The 17,968-nt window shown below is 70.2% G+C and carries 22 protein-coding genes and 1 tRNA gene; 12 read left to right on the top strand and 11 right to left on the bottom strand.

Annotation, left to right across the window (positions count from 1 at the left end; translation table 11 throughout):
* Window positions 1-26 precede the first annotated feature (26 nt).
* Window positions 27-725, top strand: coding sequence for a DUF6882 domain-containing protein (locus BJY22_RS25215; protein ID WP_167210927.1), 699 nt, complete (start codon window positions 27-29; stop codon window positions 723-725).
* Window positions 726-729: 4 nt separating this feature from the next.
* On the opposite strand, the gene BJY22_RS25210 is transcribed toward BJY22_RS25215, so the two are convergent.
* From BJY22_RS25210 to BJY22_RS25200, 3 genes are read right to left on the bottom strand one after another with little or no spacing between them, the layout of a single operon-like run.
* Window positions 730-1,524: an SCO1664 family protein gene (locus BJY22_RS25210; RefSeq protein ID WP_167210925.1), complete on the bottom strand. Its 795-nt coding sequence runs from the start codon at window positions 1,522-1,524 to the stop codon at window positions 730-732.
* Window positions 1,521-2,099 (bottom strand): DUF3090 domain-containing protein, encoded by a 579-nt coding sequence (locus tag BJY22_RS25205; RefSeq protein ID WP_167210923.1) that lies wholly within the window; start codon window positions 2,097-2,099, stop codon window positions 1,521-1,523. The genes BJY22_RS25210 and BJY22_RS25205 overlap by 4 nt, the downstream gene beginning before the upstream one ends.
* Window positions 2,100-2,111: 12 nt before the next feature.
* Entirely contained in the window at window positions 2,112-2,807 is a 696-nt protein-coding gene (locus BJY22_RS25200; protein WP_167210921.1) for a histidine phosphatase family protein, read from the bottom strand.
* 49 nt (window positions 2,808-2,856) lie between these two features.
* On the opposite strand from BJY22_RS25200, the gene corA reads away from it, so the two are divergent.
* Entirely contained in the window at window positions 2,857-3,828 is a 972-nt protein-coding gene (corA, locus tag BJY22_RS25195; protein WP_337758999.1) for a magnesium/cobalt transporter CorA, read from the top strand.
* 10 nt (window positions 3,829-3,838) lie between these two features.
* On the opposite strand, the gene BJY22_RS25190 is transcribed toward corA, so the two are convergent.
* Window positions 3,839-4,666 (bottom strand): undecaprenyl-diphosphate phosphatase, encoded by an 828-nt coding sequence (locus BJY22_RS25190; protein ID WP_167210917.1) that lies wholly within the window; start codon window positions 4,664-4,666, stop codon window positions 3,839-3,841.
* A complete protein-coding gene (locus tag BJY22_RS25185; RefSeq protein ID WP_167210915.1) occupies window positions 4,666-5,718 on the bottom strand; it encodes an LLM class F420-dependent oxidoreductase in 1,053 nt (350 codons plus the stop codon). Before BJY22_RS25185 ends, BJY22_RS25190 begins: the two co-directional genes overlap by 1 nt.
* A 51-nt stretch (window positions 5,719-5,769) precedes the next feature.
* Between BJY22_RS25185 and BJY22_RS25180 the strand changes: the two genes are divergently transcribed.
* Both BJY22_RS25180 and BJY22_RS25175 read left to right on the top strand, forming a co-directional pair.
* Window positions 5,770-6,711 carry an aldo/keto reductase gene (locus tag BJY22_RS25180; protein ID WP_167210913.1) on the top strand — a complete coding sequence of 314 codons (942 nt, stop codon included), beginning with the start codon at window positions 5,770-5,772 and terminating at the stop codon, window positions 6,709-6,711.
* 31 nt (window positions 6,712-6,742) lie between these two features.
* A complete protein-coding gene (locus BJY22_RS25175) occupies window positions 6,743-6,928 on the top strand; it encodes a DUF5703 family protein (RefSeq protein ID WP_130385444.1) in 186 nt (61 codons plus the stop codon).
* Here BJY22_RS25175 and BJY22_RS25170 read toward each other — a convergent pair.
* The 3 genes from BJY22_RS25170 to BJY22_RS25160 are packed head-to-tail and all read right to left on the bottom strand — an operon-like array spanning window position 6,903 to window position 9,622.
* Entirely contained in the window at window positions 6,903-7,946 is a 1,044-nt protein-coding gene (locus BJY22_RS25170) for a LuxR C-terminal-related transcriptional regulator (protein ID WP_167210911.1), read from the bottom strand. The two genes, BJY22_RS25175 and BJY22_RS25170, sit on opposite strands and share 26 nt — an antisense overlap.
* 21 nt (window positions 7,947-7,967) lie before the next feature.
* Window positions 7,968-8,399, bottom strand: a complete 432-nt coding sequence (locus BJY22_RS25165) for an ester cyclase (protein ID WP_167210909.1) — start codon at window positions 8,397-8,399, stop codon at window positions 7,968-7,970.
* Window positions 8,396-9,622: an MFS transporter gene (locus BJY22_RS25160; RefSeq protein ID WP_167210900.1), complete on the bottom strand. Its 1,227-nt coding sequence runs from the start codon at window positions 9,620-9,622 to the stop codon at window positions 8,396-8,398. Before BJY22_RS25160 ends, BJY22_RS25165 begins: the two co-directional genes overlap by 4 nt.
* Before the next feature lie 73 nt (window positions 9,623-9,695).
* On the opposite strand from BJY22_RS25160, the gene BJY22_RS25155 reads away from it, so the two are divergent.
* From BJY22_RS25155 to BJY22_RS25140, 4 genes are read left to right on the top strand one after another with little or no spacing between them, the layout of a single operon-like run.
* Complete coding sequence (locus BJY22_RS25155) at window positions 9,696-10,556, top strand: LysR family transcriptional regulator (RefSeq protein WP_167210897.1); 861 nt, start codon at window positions 9,696-9,698, stop codon at window positions 10,554-10,556.
* A 42-nt stretch (window positions 10,557-10,598) separates the two neighbouring features.
* Entirely contained in the window at window positions 10,599-11,240 is a 642-nt protein-coding gene (locus tag BJY22_RS25150; protein WP_167210894.1) for a lysoplasmalogenase, read from the top strand.
* Window positions 11,241-11,273: 33 nt separating this feature from the next.
* Window positions 11,274-13,739 (top strand): glycosyl hydrolase, encoded by a 2,466-nt coding sequence (locus BJY22_RS25145; RefSeq protein ID WP_167210891.1) that lies wholly within the window; start codon window positions 11,274-11,276, stop codon window positions 13,737-13,739.
* Window positions 13,740-13,765: 26 nt separating this feature from the next.
* A complete protein-coding gene (locus BJY22_RS25140) occupies window positions 13,766-14,041 on the top strand; it encodes a DUF1876 domain-containing protein (RefSeq protein ID WP_238350454.1) in 276 nt (91 codons plus the stop codon).
* Between the two features lie 6 nt (window positions 14,042-14,047).
* On the opposite strand, the gene BJY22_RS25135 is transcribed toward BJY22_RS25140, so the two are convergent.
* Complete coding sequence (locus tag BJY22_RS25135; RefSeq protein WP_167210887.1) at window positions 14,048-15,373, bottom strand: M20/M25/M40 family metallo-hydrolase; 1,326 nt, start codon at window positions 15,371-15,373, stop codon at window positions 14,048-14,050.
* A gap of 70 nt (window positions 15,374-15,443) precedes the next feature.
* Here BJY22_RS25135 and BJY22_RS25130 point away from each other — a divergent pair, with 70 nt between their 5' ends.
* Genes BJY22_RS25130 through BJY22_RS25120 form a run of 3 tightly spaced genes read left to right on the top strand, consistent with a single transcriptional unit; the run spans window position 15,444 to window position 16,943 of the window.
* Window positions 15,444-15,656, top strand: a complete 213-nt coding sequence (locus BJY22_RS25130) for a hypothetical protein (RefSeq protein WP_337758995.1) — start codon at window positions 15,444-15,446, stop codon at window positions 15,654-15,656.
* The gene (locus BJY22_RS25125; RefSeq protein ID WP_337758994.1) at window positions 15,653-16,288 is read left to right on the top strand and encodes a dienelactone hydrolase family protein; all 636 of its coding nucleotides are present in this window, start codon (window positions 15,653-15,655) and stop codon (window positions 16,286-16,288) included. The genes BJY22_RS25130 and BJY22_RS25125 overlap by 4 nt, the downstream gene beginning before the upstream one ends.
* Window positions 16,263-16,943: an endonuclease V gene (locus BJY22_RS25120; protein ID WP_167210883.1), complete on the top strand. Its 681-nt coding sequence runs from the start codon at window positions 16,263-16,265 to the stop codon at window positions 16,941-16,943. The genes BJY22_RS25125 and BJY22_RS25120 overlap by 26 nt, the downstream gene beginning before the upstream one ends.
* Here the strand turns inward: BJY22_RS25120 and BJY22_RS25115 are convergent.
* The gene (locus BJY22_RS25115) at window positions 16,930-17,415 is read right to left on the bottom strand and encodes a VOC family protein (RefSeq protein WP_337758992.1); all 486 of its coding nucleotides are present in this window, start codon (window positions 17,413-17,415) and stop codon (window positions 16,930-16,932) included. The two genes, BJY22_RS25120 and BJY22_RS25115, sit on opposite strands and share 14 nt — an antisense overlap.
* Window positions 17,416-17,534: 119 nt before the next feature.
* Between BJY22_RS25115 and BJY22_RS25110 the strand changes: the two genes are divergently transcribed.
* A tRNA-Leu gene (locus BJY22_RS25110) sits at window positions 17,535-17,620 on the top strand.
* Here the strand turns inward: BJY22_RS25110 and BJY22_RS25105 are convergent.
* Window positions 17,602-17,850 carry a hypothetical protein gene (locus BJY22_RS25105; RefSeq protein ID WP_167210876.1) on the bottom strand — a complete coding sequence of 83 codons (249 nt, stop codon included), beginning with the start codon at window positions 17,848-17,850 and terminating at the stop codon, window positions 17,602-17,604. The two genes, BJY22_RS25110 and BJY22_RS25105, sit on opposite strands and share 19 nt — an antisense overlap.
* Window positions 17,851-17,968: the final 118 nt, after the last annotated feature.

Raw genomic sequence — 17,968 nt, 5'->3', positions numbered from 1 at the left:
CCCGGCTGCGGATAGCCTCGCGGACGATGAGTGCTGATTTCAGTCCTGAGTTCCAGGCGTACGGCGGGTGGATCGCCGCCGCCGCGATCCAGCAGCAGAACCTGTTCAACGAGGTGGTCGGGCGGGACTCCCTGCAGGCCGATCTCGACACGCGGACGCTGAGCAGCGAGCGCGGCGTGCTGGGCGGGATCTCGCTGCTCGGCAGCTTCTCGGAGCTCGACCGCACCTGGCTGTGGGGCTGGGCGAACCCGGGCTTCGGCCCGGAGGCTCCCGCCGTCGCGCCGACGCTCGCGATCCGCGAGTTCGGCGAGCGGCACGGGATCTCCGAGTTCACCAGTGACAGCCCGGACCTGAGCGGGTTCGAGGAGCCGGCGCAGGCGGCGATCATGCTGGCGATCACCGCGGGGACCGTGCTCGGCGGCCGCGGCGTCTGGTCGACCGCGATCAACGAGGGCCGCGGGCACGTGTACCTGCACGTCGCGGACGAGCAGCTCCCGCAGGCGGGGTTCGACGCGATCGCGACGCCGCGGCTCCTGGTGAACGCGATCAACGTGTTCCCGTCCGACCATCGTCAGGTCGTCCGCGGCTACCTGCAGCACTTCGGTGTGCAGTACGACGAAGCGCCGGACGCCATCCGCGCAACGGCGCCGAACGGCAGCACGCTCGTCGTCGAGTTCGACGAACTCGGCCGCATCGGCAACATCAGCGGGCAACCGAAGCCCTAGCGACCTAGAAGGCAGGCCAGGGAATCGCGGGCCAGTCCTCGCTCGGGAACGGGAACGTCCCGGTCTTGAGCAACGTGGAGCAGCGTTCCCGCGTCGCGGTCAGCTCGACCGTGGTGATCAGCTCGCACAGCTGCTGCCCGAGCGCACCGGCCAGCTGATCCGCCAAACGCCGTACGTCGTCCAGCAGCCCGGGCGGGATCGGCTCGCCGGCCCAGCCCCACAGGACCGTACGGAGCTTGTCGTCGGCGTTGAACGTGACGCCGTGGTCGACGCCGTACACCCGGCCGTCGCCCGGGTTCAGCACGTGACCGCCCTTGCGGTCGGCATTGTTGACCACGGCATCGAACACGGCCATCCGGCGCAGCGCGTCGGTGTCGGCGTGCACGAGCGTGACCGGGTTGTGCCGGCCGTCGAGCGCGTCCAGCACGCCGACCCAGCCGTCGGGGACGCGGCCCTGCGGAACGATGTCGACGAGCTCGGTCTCGCTCGGGCCGAGCTCGGCCTCGTCGATCCACAACTGCACCATGCCGACGCCCAGCGGCCCGTCGCGCAGCAGGGTCGGCGGTACGACGTTCCACCCGAGCGCCTCGGACACGACGTACGCCGCGAACTCGCGCTGGGCCAGCGTGCCGTCGGGGAAGTCCCACAGCGGGCGCTCCCCCTCGACCGGCTTGTAGACCACGGTCGCGGTCTCGCCGGACAGGCTGACCGAACCCTGGTAGGTGCCGTTCGAGGCGGCGACCAGGCGGCCGTGCAGTGACAACTCCCCTAAGGCGAGGAGCTCGGGATTTGCGGTCATTCCGGCAGGTGCCTGCGGTAGCCGTTCGCCCGCGGGCAGATGTGGCCGTCCGCGTCGATCGGCCGGCCGCAGAACGGGCAGCTCGGGCGGCCGGACGCGACCAGGGCGACCGCGCGCCGGGCGAATGCCCGTGCCTGCTCTTCGGTGATCCGGACCACGAACACCTCGGCGTCGTCGGACTCCATCGCGGCGGTGACCGGGTCGGTCTCCTCCTCGAAGTCGGCCTGCTCGCCGGTGACCACCGCGAACACCTCGATCACCACCCGCTCGGCGTCGGCCTCCCAGGCGAGCGTCATGGTGCCGGCCCGGAACTCCTCCTCGATCGGCTGCTCCAGCGGCGCCGTGTCGTCCACACCTGTCGGCGTGACCGGGTCACGGTCGAACCGCCGGGCGACCTCGTCCAGCATCACGTCGAGCCGCTCGGCGAGCGCCATCACCTGTTCCTTCTCACACGCCACCGAGGTGAGCCGCTGCCCGGCCCGGGCCTGCAGGAAGAAGGTCCTCGCACCGGGTTCCCCCACGGTGCCGGCGACGAACCGCTCGGGGTCGTCGTAGGAGTGCACAACTCGCGCCATACCTAGACCCTATTACCGTCCACCGACGACCGCGTCGGACGACTGCTTCTTGGGCTTGCCTTTCGCTGACGGCTTAGGGACCAGCGACGCGAGTTCGCTGCCGGAGTCGTTCAGCCGGACCAGGAACGGGCGGGTCGCGGTGTAGGTGATGATCGTCGTCGAGGCGGTGTCCACGACGATCCGCTGGAACGTGTCCAGGTGCTGACCGAGCGCGTCCGCGACGATCGCCTTGATCACGTCGCCGTGCGAGACCGCGACCCAGATCGCGTTGTCACCATGGCTTTTCGCCAGTTCCGCGTCGTGCGCCCGGACGGCGTCCACCGCCCGCTGCTGCATCGCCCGCATCGACTCCCCGCCGGGGAACGTGACGGCCGACGGGTGCTGCTGTACGACGGCCCACAGCGGGTCCTTGACGAGCGTCGCGATCTTCTTGCCGGTCCAGTCGCCGTACCCGCACTCGGTCAGCCGCCGGTCCGTTGCCGGGCGCAACCCGTCGTGGTGCTGCGCGATCGCGGTGGCGGTCTGCTTGCATCGCTCGAGCGGCGAGGTGACGATCGCGGCCAGCGGCAGGCCGGCCAGCCGCTGTGCGACGGCCGCGGCCTGCTCGACGCCGGCGTCGTCGAGCTTGACCCCGGGCGTGCGGCCCGCAAGCGTCCCGGACGTGTTTGCGGAGCTACGGCCGTGGCGGACCAGAATCACCGTGGGCATGAGGTGCACGTTATCCGGTCCGCGCAAGTGGTGGTGCCATGATGGAGTTGTGATCGTCGATTGCGGGGTGTATGCCGAGGGGGAACGGCGGGACCTGCCCAGGGATCCTGAGACCGTTGCCCAGGCCATCGACGACCAGGCCGACTCGTTCGGCTGGATCGGTCTGCACGAGCCGTCCGACGCGGAGATGAAGCGGGTCCAGCGGCTGTTCGGCCTGCACGACCTGGCCATCGAGGACGCGCTGCAGCTGCACCAGCGCCCGAAGGTGGAGCGGTTCGGCGACACGCTGCTCGTCGTACTGCGGACCCTCTGGTACGTCGACGAGGGCGACGCCGTCGAGACCGGGCAGGTCACCGCCTTCATCGGACCGCGGTACGTCGTGACCGTGCGGCACGGTGAGGGCGGCGAACTCGCGACCACGCGGCAGGCGCTGGAGGAGCGCGCGTCCATGCTCGGGCACGGACCAGCTGCCGTCCTGTGGGCGATCTCGGACGCGATCGTCGACGACTACGAGCGCGTCGCCGAGCAGGTCGAGATCGACGTCGACGAGATCGAGACGTCGGTGTTCTCCCCCGAGCGGACCAGCGACGCGGAGCGGATCTACCTGCTGAAGCGCGAGGTGCTGGAGATGCGCCGCGCCATCGACCCGCTGCGCGAGCCGATGGAGCAGTTCGCGCACGGCATGGCCGGGCTGGGCGCGAAGGCGAGCCCGTTCTTCCGCGACGTCGCCGACCATCTCAGCCGGGTCTCCGACCAGGCCGAGGCGATCGACACCCTGCTCACGTCCGCCCTGAACGCCCACCTCGCCCGCGTCTCGGTGCAGCAGAACGACGACATGCGCAAGATCTCCGCGTGGGTCGCGATCGCCGCCGTCCCGACCATGCTCGCCGGCATCTACGGCATGAACTTCGACAACATGCCCGAACTCCGCTGGCACTTCGGGTACTACGCGATCCTCCTGCTGATGGCAGTGGTCTGCTTCACCATGTACCGCTTCTTCCGCAAGGTGGGCTGGCTGTAACTCAACCAGCTCAGGTGGCGGTGATCGTGCTGGTCGCCAGCAGAATGACCAGAACGATGCCGAGCAGGACGCGGTAGAACGCGAAGACCTCGGTGGAGTGCTTGGCCACGAACCGCAGCAGCCACGCGACCGACGCGTACGCGACCAGGAAGCTGACGATCGTGCCGACGATCAGCGGTACGGCGCCGACGTCGCCGCTCAGCGCGTCCTTCAGCTGGTAGATGCCCGCGCCGACCAGAGCCGGAATGCCCAGCAGGAACGCGATCCGGGTCGCCGCGACCCGGTCCAGTCCACAGAACAGACCGGCCGAGATCGTCGCACCCGAGCGCGACACACCGGGGATCAGCGCGAGGCTCTGCACGACGCCCATCACGATCGCGTCCACCATCGTGATCCGGGTCAGCGGCCGCGACTTCCGGCCGAGCCGCTCGGCCGCGACCATCACGACCGACCACCCGATCAGCGCCCCGGCGACCCACCACAGGCTGCGCAGCGGCCCGGAGATCAGGTCCCGGGCCAGGAACCCGACGATCACGATCGGCGTCGAGCCGACGATCACGTACCAGCCCATCCGGTGGTCGAACTCGCCGCGGTACTCGGGCTTGATCAGCCCGCGGAACCAGGCGATCGCGATCCGCTTGATGTCCTTCCAGAAATACAGCACCACCGCCGCGATCGCGCCGATCTGGATCACCGCGGTGAAGCCGGTGATCGACGGGTCGTCGATCTTCAGCCCGAGCATCTTCGACACGATCGTCAGGTGCCCGGTGCTGGAGACCGGCAGGAATTCGGTCAGGCCCTCGACGATGCCGAGGATGATGGCGTCCCAGATCGTCATCAGTTGCCGACTCCGGACAGCTCCAGCGCCTGCGCGGCGGTCCGCAGGTCGGCGATCCGCTGCTCGACGGTCGGCGCGAACGGCGTCAGCGCGACGGTCGTCGCTCCTGCCTCGGAGTACGCCGTGAGCTTCTCGGCCATCCGCTCCTTGCCGCCGAGCAGCGAGATCGAGTCCAGGAACCCGAACGGTACGGCGGCCATCGCCTCGCGGTGCTTCTTGTCCAGGTAGAGGTCCTGGACCTCCTTGGCCTCGTCGGCGTACCCCATCCGGACCGCGAGGTCGTTGTAGAAGTTCTTCTCCCGGCTGCCCATGCCGCCGATGTACAGCGCGGCGTACCCGCGGATCGGGTCGGCCGCGGCCTGGATGTCGTCGCCGGTCATCAGCGGCGTGGTGACCACGACGTCGAAGCCGTCGAGGTCCTTCTGACGAGTCGCACGACCCGTCCTGACGTGGTTCAACTGCTCTCCAAGGAAGCCGGGGTCGTTGAGGATCCCGAGCCAGCCGTCGGCGATCTCGCCGGCCAGCTCGAGGTTCTTCGGGCCGACCGCGGCCAGGTACACCGGCACGTGGTCGCGGATCGGCCGCACGGTCAGTTTCAGCGCCTTGCCCGGTCCGTCGGGCAGCGGCAGCGTGAAGTACTTCCCCTCGTACGCCACCGTCTCGCGCCGCAGGGCCGCGTTCACGATGTCAACGTACTCACGCGTCCTGAGCAGAGGCTGAGAGAACCGGACGCCGTGCCAGCCCTCCGAGACCTGTGGTCCGGACACGCCGAGGCCGAGCCGGAACCGGCCGTTCGACAGCCGGTCCAGGGTGGCGGCGGTCATCGCGGTCATCGCCGGGGTCCGGGCCGGGATCTGGAAGACCGCCGCGCCGACGTCGATCGTCGTGGTCTGGGCGGCGATCCAGCTCAGCAGCGTCGCCGCGTCCGAGCCGTACGCCTCCGCGGCCCAGGTGACCGAGAAACCGAGTGCCTCGGCCTCCTTCACCAGCCTCAGGTGGTCCAGATGATCGTCGCCGCCGTAGACGAAGCCGATGTTGAGTCCGAGTCGCATGACTGGCGAGCCTAGCGAGCCGTTGTCGGCGGGCCGCAATAGGCTCGGACCATGCAGCAGCGCTATCTCGGTCACAGTGGACTGGCGGTGAGCAGGCTCGGCCTGGGCACGATGGCCTGGGGCCGGGACACCGACGAGCACGAGGCGCGCGAGCAACTCGCCGCGTTCGTGTCCGCGGGCGGCACGCTGATCGACACCGCCGCGGCGTACGGGGACGGTGACAGCGAGCGGCTGATCGGGTCCCTGCTCGGTGACGTCGTGGACCGCGACGACGTGGTGATCGCCACCAAGGCCGGGTTCAGCGTCCGCCGGGGTGAGCGGATCACCGACACCTCCCGCGGCGCGCTGCTGCGCGACCTGGAGGGATCGCTGCGCCGGCTCGGCGTCGACCACATCGACCTGTGGCAGCTGCACACCTGGTCCGACGACGTGCCGCTGGAGGAGACGCTGTCCGCGCTCGACCACGCCGTCAGCTCCGGCAAGGTGCGGTACGTCGGCGTGTCGAACTACGCCGGCTGGAAGTCCGCCCGGGCCGTCACCTGGCAGCAGGCGTGGCCGGGCCGCGCCGTCCCGGTCGCGAACCAGGTCGAGTACTCGTTGCTCGCCCGCGACGCCGAGGTGGACGCGATCCGCGCGGCCGCCGGTCTCGGGATCGGCATCCTGGCGTGGTCCCCGCTCGGCCGGGGCGTGCTCACCGGGAAGTACCGCACGGGCATCCCGGCGGACTCTCGCGCGGCGTCTCAGCATCTGTCCCGGTTCGTCGACCCCTACCTCGACGGGCGGGCTTCGGGCATCGTAGAAGCGGTCGCGCGCGCAGCCGACGGGCTCGGCTGGACCCCGCTCGAGGTGGCACTCACCTGGGTGCGGGACCGGCCCGGTGTGTCGGCGGCGATCGTCGGGGCCAGGACGGCGTTACAACTGAAGTCGGTCCTCGGTGTGGAGGAGCTCACATTGCCGCCCGCCATCGTCGCGGCGCTGGAGGATGTTTCCTGAGGGTGCGTGAAGTGCGCAGTTGGAGGTGTGGATGGCCGAGTACGAGCTACAGCAGTTCGAGGTGTCCAGGACAGAGTCCCGCGGTGCGGTGCGCAAGTTGCTCACCGAGCACGCGGAGTACGGCGGATGGGAGCTTGCCCGGCTGAGGCGCTACCCCGACGGGTCCCGGCGGGTCTGGCTCCGCCGCCGCATCATCCGCGTGATGCGGACCCTCTGAGCAGGACACTCACCAGCTCCCGTCGGCTCCCGACGCCGACCTTGTCGAACGACGCGCGGACGTGCTCCTGCACGGTGTACGGCGACAGGCACAACCGCTCGACGATCTGCCGGGTCGAGTAACCACGGAGCAGCAACTCGGTCACCCGCCGCTGAGCCGGCGTCAGCCCGTGCAGGTCGAGCAGCAGCGACCCCAGCTCGGCCGCGGTCACCGGCTCGATCACCACGGCAGTCTGACCGTTCTCGCCGAGCTCGGAGGCCTGCAGTTCCAGCCATTCGCCACGGCGCGTCCTGACCCGCAGCCGGGCGGTCGATCGGTCGGCGTGCATCCGCGCGGCCACTGACCGCACCGCGACGGGTAACTCCCCCGGCGCACCGATCTCGTCGAGCCAGTACTCCGCCTCAGTGCTCACCGACTCCAGCCGCAGTCCTGCATCAAGCACCACGACACCAGGCCCGACCCGAGGCACCGTCTCGGCCCCGGTCGTTCCGGCCTCTGCCGGCCCCTCCCGCAATCCCCGGCGTAGCCCCTCACCGAGATGTGGCGCGAGCCGTCGTACGAGCTGGATCTCGTGCTCGGCGAAGCCCGCGCCGGCGTCCTCGCGGTGCAGGCACAGCACGCCCCAGCACCTGCCGTTCGACCTCAGCGCGGCCCGCATCTCGTCTCCGAGCCCGAGCGGCCGCATCACCTCGACGTACCGCGGGCTGGCCGCCCAGTCGCCCCGCGTCGACTGCCCGAGCGACCGCACGGGCTCCGCCCCGCCGGCGAGGACGGCGAACTTGTTCACGTCGTCCTGCCCGAACTCGTTCGCCAGGAACTGCTCGGTGACCGCGCGCAGCGGCTCGTCCGCCACCGCCGACGTGAACAGCACCGTCGACGGATCCACCGTCGCGAAGAACGCCGCGTCGACCGTCAGTACACCCCGCAACCGCGCGAGCACCTCGGAACGCAACTGATCGGCGTCCAGCCCCGCGTAACAGCGCCGGATCAGCACCTCCAGGCGATCCCCCGCCCCCATGATCGTGATGCTACGCCGGTACTACGCCGGTACCAGGCCGAGCTGCCGCAGGAATCCGAGATCGTCGAGCTGTCCCCAGCGCTCCACGATCAGGCCGTCCCGGAGCCGGAAGATGTTGATTCCCGGCAGCGTGACCCGTCGTCCCGTCGGCGGCACGCCCATCACCTCGCCGCGGTGCGTCCCACCGGCCGTGAAGCGCTCCACGACGATGTCGCCCTCCGCGATCAGAGCGTGCAGCTCGCTCCGCCAGTCCGGGAAGGCCGTCCGCATCAGCCGGCCCGCGTTCCGCATCCCGTCACGGTCCGGCGTGACACCGAACGGCGGGTCGTGGTTCACGAAGTCCTCGGCCAGGTACGTGTCCACGGCGCCGAGGTCTCCAGCGCTGAACAGTCCGTCGATGAAGCCCCGGACCACGGTCTTGTTGCTCTCTGTCGTACTCACGGTTGTCGTCATGCCATCGATCGTCGGCGCGCCGGCAGCAGCCGCCTACCCCGATTAGTTGGGGTCTGGCTCCGGACGAGGATCGCCAGCGCGACGACTGCGGTGACGAGGCCTGAGCCGATCAGCGTGTGCTCGGCCCCGACCGCGCCGATGATCGGTCCGCCGGCGAGCATCCCGGCGGCGCTGCCGGCGTTCACGACCACGCTCTGCCCCGACAGCAGCGTCCGCCGCTGTGCGCCCTCGGACGACCGCGTGATGAGCACCGAGATCGCCGCGATGCCGATCACCACGGTGACGCCCGAGAGCGCCCCCATCCCCGCGACGACCGGCGGAGTCGTCCAGGCCCCCATCCCGACCCAGCACAGTCCGGACCAGCCCCACGCGACCGCGGCAGTCACGACCGGCTTGGTACGTCGTACGACTGCCAGCGACACCGCGGTGCCGATCAGCGAGCCCACGCCGTACCCCGTCATACCGGCGGCCAGGTACACGCCGGGCTGCCCGCGTTCCTCGCCCACCACGGACAGACCCAGCGTGAACGCGAACCAGGTCACGCAGCCGGTCCCGCGCACGATCCAGCCGTAGAGCACGTCGGTCCGGCCGCGAAGGCTCTCCCGGATGGACGGCATCTCCGGACCCGCGGCCCCCGGCGCTGCCGGTATTCGTTGCGCGGGCACGGTGCAGGCGAGAAGACCCGCAGCGACCACGGCCGCCGCTTCCACCCACAGGAGTTCGTTCGTGAAGCCGGAGGACACCGCCAGGGCGCCGACCGCCGGGCCGACGAGCATCCCCATCCGGCGGAGACCGTCCTGCCAGGTCAGGAGGAGAACCGCGCGGCCTTCGCCCCAGCGGTCCCCGGTGTCGGCGAGCAATGCGGAGCGGCCCGGGTTCGAGAGGGCGTCGCCGCAGCCGAGCAGTAGCCCGCTGACGATCAGCAGCTCCGGCGACAGGATGCCGAGTCCCGCCGCGGTCGGCACCGAGGCCAATGCGATCGCGGACACCAGTGCCACCACAGCCAGCCGCGGTCCCGAATCCACCCACTGCCGCGCCTTCCGCGCCCACCACGGCGACAGCAACACCGGTACGCCGGCGGCGCCCCCGACCAATCCGGTCGCCGCCACCGATCCGGTTTCGCGGAGGATCACCAACGGCAGCGCGACCTGGGCGATCCGGAACGCGAAGTCCGCCGTACCGCCACCCGCCAGCAGGGCCAGGGCCTCAGATCTCGCTCTCACACCTCGAATTCTTGGCGTCCTGCCGGGCTCCAGGTAGCCGGTGACAGTTGCCCGCGTGCCATAGGCTGGGCCTATGGCCTCATTACCATCGGTCGAGGACCTGCGGCTGGTCCAGGCGGTCACGCGCACCGGCGCGGTCGGTACCGCGGCCCGAGAACTGCGCATCTCCCAGCCGTCCGCGTCCCAGCGCCTCGCCCGACTCGAGCGGCTCTGCGGCACCAAACTCTTCGAACGCGACACCCGCGGCGCGCGCCCCACGCCCGCCGGCGCGGAGCTCAGCCGTCGCGCGGACCACATCCTCGGTCACCTCGAGGAGGTGTACGACGCCACCCGCGCGGCTGCCGTCACGCAGCGGCTCGTGATCGGGACGTTCGCGAGCCTGGCGCCGATCCTGTTCCCGGTTCTCGACGCGGACCTCCCCGACCTGGAGATCCAGCAGCAGGTCGACCACGGCCACTTCCTCGTCGAACGCGTCGCGGAGGGCACCATGGACGCCGCCTTCATCGCGATCGCCGACCAGATGACACTGCCCCGCGGCACCGTCGCCCGCCGCGTCGGCCGCGACGAACTCGTGCTGTTCGTCCCACCCGGCGCCCGCCCGCCAGGCCGCGGCCGCCGGCCCCTGAAGGACCGCCCGGTCGCCTACTCGACGTACGACCGCGGCATCGAGGACATCCACACCCACCTGGCCGCCCAGGGCGCGATCCCCCGTCGAGGCGTCACCCTCAGCACGACGATCGCCATGGCCCGCCGCAGCGCCCACCTCGCCCTCGTCCCCCGCAGCGCCCTGGCCACCGAACTCCGCTCCGGCGAACACCTCACCCCCGCCCCCTTCCACTACCGCCTGACGCTCTCCGTCGTCACCACCCCCACCCCGCCCAAGCCCCTCATCGCCCACCTCCCCCACCTGCGCGCCACATTGAACTTGTCGTGAACAGCGGTGAGTCGGGCGGCCTCGTCGGGCAGACTCGGGCGTATGAGTCTGGGGCGGATGCTGCGGGGGCGCCGGGTGCTGGCGGGGTTCTGGGGTGCGACCGTGGTGCAGGTCGCGGCGATCGTGATCGACGCCAAGATCCTGAAGCAGGCCAGCAAGGTGACATTGATGCCGTTGCTGTGGCAGTGGTCGCGGACCCAGGACGCGCCGCCACTGGTTCAAGCGGCGTTGCTGGCGTCGGCGGCCGGCGACCTGTTGCTCGAGACCGATCTGCAACTGGCAGGTATGGCGGCCTTCGCGGCAGCGCACGCGTGCTATCTCGCGGTGTTCCTGGCCGATCCGGCGCAGCGGTCGTGGCGGGTCCTCGCGGCGTACGCGGCGCTGTGGTCTGCTCTCATCGCGGTCCTCTCCCCCGGTCTCGGTAACCAGCGCGTGCCGGTCGCGGTCTACGCCTTGTTGCTGACGGCAACCGCTGTGGCGTCCCGCTGGCACAACCGCCGCAGCGGCGTCGGCGGCGCACTGTTTCTCGTCTCGGATGCGCTGATCGCGCTCCGGATGGCCGGCCGCGACTTCCCCGGGCGGGGCGCGCTGACCATGTCGACGTACGCGGTCGGCCAGTACCTGCTCACGTCGGGCGCCACCACTGCACAGGACGATCTGACCGGTAGTGGTCACCGGCGTTGACCCGGGGTCGTCCGTCGCTATGGAGTGAAGGGCATGGCGACCGTCGACGACGTACGACGACAGTTCCGGAACCCGCCGCCCGAGGGGCGGCCGATGATGCGCTGGTGGTGGTTCGGGCCATCCATCGAGCGAGACGAGATCGACCGCGAGCTGGACGCCATGGCCGCGGCGGGACTCGGCGGCGCCGAGGTCGCGTTCGTGTACCCGATGGGGCCGGTGACCGCTCCGTTCGGCTCCGCGGAGTTCCTCGACCTGGTCGGTCACGCGGCACGGAAGGCGCGGGCGCTCGGGCTGCGGTTCGACGTGACGCTCGGGAGCGGATGGTCGTACGGCGGTCCGCACATCGGCCCCGCGCTGGCCGCGCGGCAGTTGCACTGGGACCGGCGCGAGATCGGCGCGACGGCGTACGACGTACCGATCGTGGCGGCCTGGCCCGGCGACGAGTTCGTGGCGGCGTACGTCGGTGACGGGTCGGCCGGCGCGCCGTCGTCGTACGTCGAGGTGCCGGTCAGCGACGGGACAATCCATGTCCCGGCCGGTGGACAGCCGCGTGAGGTGCTGATCGCCACGTCGCGGGTGACCGGGCAGAACGTGAAGCGGGCGGCTGTCGGCGCCGAAGGGCTGACGCTCGACCACTACTCGGCGGCTGCCGCGGCGGAGCACATCCAGTGCGTGGCGGAGCCGTTGGTGAAGGCGGCGACGCCGGAGCTGCTCGGGTCTGTGTTCTGCGACAGCCTCGAGGTGTACGGCGGCGACTGGACGCCCGGGATGTTCGAGGAGTTCATGCAGTGTCGCGGGTACGATCTGCGGCCGCGGCTCTACGAGCTGCTGGTGGACACCGATGGGTCGCGGCAGTTGCGGATCGACTTCGGGCGGACGCTGTCGGAGCTGTACGAGGACAACTTTCTGAAGGTCTTCCGGGGCTGGGCGGCCGGGCATGGGGTGCCGTTCCGGATCCAGAGCTACGGCGAGCCGCCCGCGACGATGAGCAGCTACCGGTTCGCCGACATGTTCGAGGGCGAGGGCTGGGGATGGACGCGGCTCCCGGAGACCCGGTGGGCGTCGTCGGCCGCCCAGCTGTACGGACGTTCAGTGGTGTCGGCGGAGGTCTGGACGTGGGTGCACTCCCCGTCGTTCCGCGCGACGCCGCTCGATCTGCAGGGCGAGGCGCACGAACACTTCCTGTCCGGCGTCAACCAGTTGATCGGCCACGGCTGGCCGTACTCGCCGTCCGACGGTCCCGGCCTCGGGTGGATCTTCTACGCCGCGGGCGCACTGGACGACCGCAACCCCTGGTGGCCGACGGCAACGGCTCTCTTCGGGTCGCTCCACCGGCTCTCGTGGCTCCTCCAGCAAGGTACGCCGGTCCGCCCGGTCAAGATCTACATCCCGGCCTCCGACGCGTACGCCGCCGCGAACCACGCCGAGCCGCTGAACCTGTACCGGGTCGTCCGCCGGCTCATCCCGGACAGCGTCCCGCGCCCGATCCGCGAGGCCGGGCTCGACTTCGACCTGATCGACGACGACGCGCTCGCGGTGGTGGACCCGGCCGATGTCCCGCTGGTCGTCGTACCGGAGGGAACGACCACGCCGCCGGAGACCCGGCGCTGGCTGGACGCGGTGGTTGCCGCCGGCGGGACGGTGGTCACCGATGTCTCGACGCTGGCCGACCACCTGCCCGCGGCACCGATCGCCCCGCCGGAGGACGTCGGAGTGGTGCACCGGCGACTCGACGACGGCGACTTCTACTTCATCGCGAACACCGGCGCGGCGCCCCGCACGCTGACCCTCGACGAACCGATGGAACGCTGGAGCGCACTCTCCGACGAGGTGACGGTCACCCGCACCCTGACCCTGCACCCCTACGAGTCCGCCGTCCTACTGCCCACCGCCGAGCCCGAGACGCCCCAGCCGGTCTACCAACCGGTCGGATCGGTCGTGAGCGACTGGTTGGTTGCCTTTGGCGACGACATTCGGCGGGTCAGCCTTCCGCACCGCTGGGAGGACGACCCGGAGCTGGCGACGTACTCCGGGTCCGCGACCTACTCGACCGAGTTCGAACTCCCCGACACCACCGACCGAGTCTTCCTGGACTTCGGCCCCGGCCGGCCCGTCGCACCCGACAGCGAGCCGTACGTCCCGGCCAACTCCTACCGCGCTCTCATCACCCCGCCGGTCGGCGTCGCCGCGGACATCTGGCTGAACGACACCCACTGCGGTTCGCTCTGGGCGCCGCCGTACCGAGTCGACCTCACCGACGCCGCCCGACGGGGCGTGAACCGGCTGCGCGTCGTCGTACACAACACCGCCGCGAACGCCCTCTCCGCCGACCAGCATCTGCTCGACGCGGCCGCCGCCGTCACCGCACGCCACGGACGGCGCTTCGACCTGCAGCACATCGAGCACGCGGCGGACTTCCTGCACTCGGGCCTGCTCAATCGACCGGAAATCGTGCTCCGATCTGGCGCTCGGGGCGACGAAGGACGACGCTCGGAGTAGGAACTCTGTGGACGAAGGTGAGTGCGATGTCAACGATGCGCCGATGGGTGGTCGACATCGTGATCGACGAGGAGAACGACGAGCGAACGACCAGGGCCGAGGCACGGCTGCGGACCCACGCGGACGAGCAGATCTCGGCGCGAGGTACGGCGTACCGGCATCCGAACGACCAGGAGGTGCCGCAGATCGGCGACGAACTGGCCGCGGCCCGGGCGCTGTCCGAGCTGTCCCACCAGCTCGTGCTCGCGGCGGCGGAGGACATCGAACAGGTCACGCACCGGCCGAGCCACCTGCGAGGCTGAGCTCTCTCAGGCCTGATCGAGGAACCGGTCGAGGACCCGCGAGCCGAACTCCAGCGCCGACGTCGGCACCCGCTCGTCGATGCCGTGGAACATGCCCATGAAGTCCAGGTCCGGCGGCAGCTGCAGCGGTACGAACCCGAAGCAGCGCACGCCGAGCCGGCTCCAGGACTTGGCGTCCGTACCGCCGGACATCAGCAGCGGCGCGAACCGGCTCTGCGCGTCCTCGGCCTGCACGCACGCCTTCATCGCGTCCACCAGGCCGCCGGAGAACTCGGTCTCGAGCGCGATGTCGGTGACCACGGTCTCGCGCTGCACCTTGTCGCCGAGCAGCTCGTCGATGGTCGCGTAGAACTCGTCCTCGTACCCGGGCAGGAACCGCCCGTCGATATGCGCCTCGGCGTCGCCGGGGATCACGTTCACCTTGTAGCCGGCGTTCAGCATCGTCGGGTTCGCGGTGTTGCGGATCGTCGCGCCGAACATCCGGCTGAAGCTGCCGAGCTTCGCCAGCGTCGTCGTCATGTCCTCCGGGTCGAGCTCCACCTCGAGCACGTCCTCGAGCGTCTTCAGGAACTCGCGGACCGTCGGCGTGACCCGCAGCGGCCACTCGTGCGAGCCGATCCGGGTGACCGCCTCGACCAGGTTGGTGACCGCGTTGTCGGTGTTCACCATCGACCCGTGGCCCGCCGTACCGCGGGCCTTGAGGCGCATCCAGTTCATGCCCTTCTCGGCGGTCTCGATCAGGTACAGCCGCAGGTCGTCCTTGACCGTGATCGAGAATCCGCCGACCTCACCGATGCCCTCGGTGCAGTCGGCGACCGTCTCCGGGTGGTTGTTGATCAGCCACTGGGCGCCGTACACGCCGCCGGCCTCCTCGTCGGCGGTGAACACCAGCCGGACCGGACGCCGCGGCTTCACGCCGGCCCGCTGCCGCGCGCGGACCACCGACAGCACCATCGCGTCGAAGTCCTTCATGTCGACCGCGCCGCGGCCCCACACGCAGCCGTCGAAGATCTCGCCCGCGAACGGGTCGACCTTCCAGTCCTTCGGGTCGGCCGGCACCACGTCCAGGTGCCCGTGCACGAGCAGCGGGTCCGCACTCTGGTCCTCGCCGTCCCAGTGCGCGACCAGCGTCGCCCGCCCCGGCTCCGACTCGTAGATCGTGGACTCGATGCCGACCTCGTCGAGCTTCGCCGCGACGTACTCCGCCGCGCCCCGCTCACCGTTGCTCTTGCCGTTCCCGTAGTTCGTGGTGTCGATCCGGATCAGCTCACTGCAGAGCTCCACCACCTCGGCATCGGCGGCGTACGACGGTCGGTCGCTGGAGGTCGTCATGCGCCCATCCTGCCGCATTCCGAATGACCTGGGGCCGACCGGGTAACTGAACACTGTGAAGGGTGACCGGGTGGAGATCGTGGTCGACACGGGCAACAGCGTGGCGACGTACGAGGTCACGGCCACCAAGGCCGGTCGGCGGGTCGAGATCAGTTCCTCCCGCAACCTCACCGAGGTGACCGAGGTGACCCGCTCCGGCACGCCCGTCCGCACCGCCAGGTTCCTGACGGCCCGCGTCGTCGCCCTGGTCGAGCACCCGTACGACGGATCGCGGCCGTCGTGAGCGACCAAGTCGGCGTCGAGCTGCCCGGCATCCGGCTGCCGGGTGACCTGACCGTTCCGGCCGGCGCCTCCGGGCTGGTGATTTTCGCTCACGGGAGCGACAGCAGCCGGCAGAGCCCGCGGAACCAGTACGTCGCCCGTGTCCTCAACCACGCTGGTCTCGCAACCCTGCTCTTCGACCTGCTGTCCTCCGAGGAGGCCGCTGACCGGCGGAACGTCTTCGACATCGAACTTCTGGCCGAGCGACTGACGGCGACCCGGTCCTGGGCTGCCGGCCTGGGCACCGTCGACAGGCTTCCGGTCGGGTACTTCGGCGCGAGCACCGGCGGAGCGGCCGCACTGTGGTCCGCGGCCGGAGCCGACGTCGGTGCCGTGGTCTCACGGGGTGGGCGGATCGACCTCGCCGGACCGCGGCTGGCGTCCGTGAGGGCGCCGACCCTGCTGATCGTCGGCGAGCGCGATCCCGACGTACTGGGTTTCAACCGTGAGGCACAGCAGAGCCTGCGGTGCGAGAACCGCCTCGAGATCGTGCCTGGGGCGACGCATCTGTTCGCCGAGCCGGGAACGCTGGAGCGAGTCGCCGACCTTGCCCGCGACTGGTTCGACCGTGCACTGGCCGACCACGCCCGCTGAACTGGAGGCGGCGCAGAACGAGCTCGCCACGGCCTCGCCACCGCCGTGGACTCCCCCGCACCACATTCTCATCGGCGGAGTCTGGGTCTGCTTCCCGCGCGGCCTGACCGGTCCTGGTGAGGCAGGTGATCCGGCGTGGGCCGCCGCCGTGGTGATGGACGGCCCCCGCGTCGCCGGCCGCTCGGCGATTGCGGGCGCGGCGTCCGCGTCGTACGTTCCCGGCCTGCTGGCACTTCGGATCGGCCCGTTGCTCGAGGACGTCGTACGGCGCCTCACTCCCGGACCCGACGTCCTACTGCTGGACGCCACCGGGCGTGATCATCCGCGACGAGCCGGGCTGGCGGTGCAGCTGGGCGCCGTACTGGATCTGCCCAGTGTCGGCGTGACACACCGGCCGCTGATCGCGGCCGGCGAATGGCCAGCCGACGTACCGGGCGCGATCGCGCCGCTGGCCGACGGTGACGAGCAGGTTGCGACGTGGCTGCGCACCCGAGCGGGAACGCGGCCGCTCGTCGTCCACCCGGGATGGCGGACCGGCCTGCCGGCCGCGGTCCGCGTGGTCTCGTCAAGCCTCGCCGGCCGTCGTACGCCGGAGCCGTTGCGGCGGGCGCGTCAGGTGGCGCGGTTGGCGCGCGGGTCGGTCAGAGGACCTTGAGGCCGTACATCTCGCCCAGCGGGTCGGCGATCAGTTCGATCCGGGCGCCGTCGGGGTCGTGGAAGTAGATCGACGTACCGCTCTCCTCCTGGAACTCGACGCCGTTCTCGGTCAGGCTCCGCTTGAGCTCCTCCCACCTGTCCGGCGCGACCGAGATCGCCAGGTGGTGCAGCCCGCCGAGCACCTCGGCGTACGGCCCGAGATCGAGCCCTGGGAAGTCGAAGAAGGCGAGCAGGTTCCCGTTCCCGATGTCGAAGAAGAAGTGCGTCGACCCCTCGTAGTCCCGGTTGCCCACCATCTCGGTCAACGGAAACCCGAGCACGTCCTGGTAGAACCGCACCGTCCGCTCGACATCCGAACACAGTAACGCAGTGTGATGCAGCCCACGCGCAGACGACGTACGCCCACCCCTCAGGTACGCCGCCCTGACCCGTTCACGCTCCGCCTCCACGGCCGCGAGATCGATCTCCACCGTCCCCACCCACCCTTCCCTCGCCCCCATCAGACACCCCCACCCGCCCGATGTGAATTCCACCCCTGGAGTTTGCTACTGTTCTCCGGTCAGCACCGCAGAGCCGGTGCGGACCACTCGTCCGGGTGGCGGAATAGGCAGACGCGCTAGCTTGAGGTGCTAGTGCCCGTTTTAGGGCGTGGGGGTTCAAGTCCCCCCTCGGACACAGACCTTATCCACACGGTCCCCCATCGGGTCGACCTCCACGTCAACCGTCTGGTCGGCGTGGTGATACTTCAGCGAAAGCCGCAGCGAGCCATACAGCTCGTTCAGCTCCTCCGGATTCGCCGCATTCAAGGCCGCTCCGATGTCACCCAGCTCATCGATCCACTCCGCAAGCTGAGCCCTGGTGATGGTCACCTGAGTTGGCAACGAAGCCAGCGCCTTCTCGGCCACCTGCCTCTCCGCCGCAGCCGCGTTGTACTGGTCCCGCAGCTGGACAAGAACCCGGCTAGCGCGGACCACAACGTCGCTCTCGACTCAGCCGACATCCAGAGCTAGCGCCTGACCGCGG

Origin of the sequence: Kribbella shirazensis (assembly GCF_011761605.1) — a bacterium.
Lineage (GTDB): Bacteria > Actinomycetota > Actinomycetes > Propionibacteriales > Kribbellaceae > Kribbella > Kribbella shirazensis.
This window is presented reverse-complemented; position numbering and strand designations above follow the sequence as displayed.

Excerpts from the sequence above, each read along its gene's own strand:
- BJY22_RS25215 (WP_167210927.1), top strand. The coding sequence starts at position 27 with ATGAGTGCTGATTTCAGTCCTGAGTTCCAGGCGTACGGCGGGTGGATC.
- BJY22_RS25210 (WP_167210925.1), bottom strand. The coding sequence starts at position 1,524 with ATGACCGCAAATCCCGAGCTCCTCGCCTTAGGGGAGTTGTCACTGCAC.
- BJY22_RS25205 (WP_167210923.1), bottom strand. The coding sequence starts at position 2,099 with ATGGCGCGAGTTGTGCACTCCTACGACGACCCCGAGCGGTTCGTCGCC.
- BJY22_RS25200 (WP_167210921.1), bottom strand. The coding sequence starts at position 2,807 with ATGCCCACGGTGATTCTGGTCCGCCACGGCCGTAGCTCCGCAAACACG.
- BJY22_RS25190 (WP_167210917.1), bottom strand. The coding sequence starts at position 4,666 with ATGACGATCTGGGACGCCATCATCCTCGGCATCGTCGAGGGCCTGACC.
- BJY22_RS25185 (WP_167210915.1), bottom strand. The coding sequence starts at position 5,718 with ATGCGACTCGGACTCAACATCGGCTTCGTCTACGGCGGCGACGATCAT.
- BJY22_RS25180 (WP_167210913.1), top strand. The coding sequence starts at position 5,770 with ATGCAGCAGCGCTATCTCGGTCACAGTGGACTGGCGGTGAGCAGGCTC.
- BJY22_RS25175 (WP_130385444.1), top strand. The coding sequence starts at position 6,743 with ATGGCCGAGTACGAGCTACAGCAGTTCGAGGTGTCCAGGACAGAGTCC.
- BJY22_RS25170 (WP_167210911.1), bottom strand. The coding sequence starts at position 7,946 with ATGGGGGCGGGGGATCGCCTGGAGGTGCTGATCCGGCGCTGTTACGCG.
- BJY22_RS25165 (WP_167210909.1), bottom strand. The coding sequence starts at position 8,399 with ATGACGACAACCGTGAGTACGACAGAGAGCAACAAGACCGTGGTCCGG.
- BJY22_RS25155 (WP_167210897.1), top strand. The coding sequence starts at position 9,696 with ATGGCCTCATTACCATCGGTCGAGGACCTGCGGCTGGTCCAGGCGGTC.
- BJY22_RS25150 (WP_167210894.1), top strand. The coding sequence starts at position 10,599 with ATGAGTCTGGGGCGGATGCTGCGGGGGCGCCGGGTGCTGGCGGGGTTC.
- BJY22_RS25145 (WP_167210891.1), top strand. The coding sequence starts at position 11,274 with ATGGCGACCGTCGACGACGTACGACGACAGTTCCGGAACCCGCCGCCC.
- BJY22_RS25140 (WP_238350454.1), top strand. The coding sequence starts at position 13,766 with ATGTCAACGATGCGCCGATGGGTGGTCGACATCGTGATCGACGAGGAG.
- BJY22_RS25135 (WP_167210887.1), bottom strand. The coding sequence starts at position 15,373 with ATGACGACCTCCAGCGACCGACCGTCGTACGCCGCCGATGCCGAGGTG.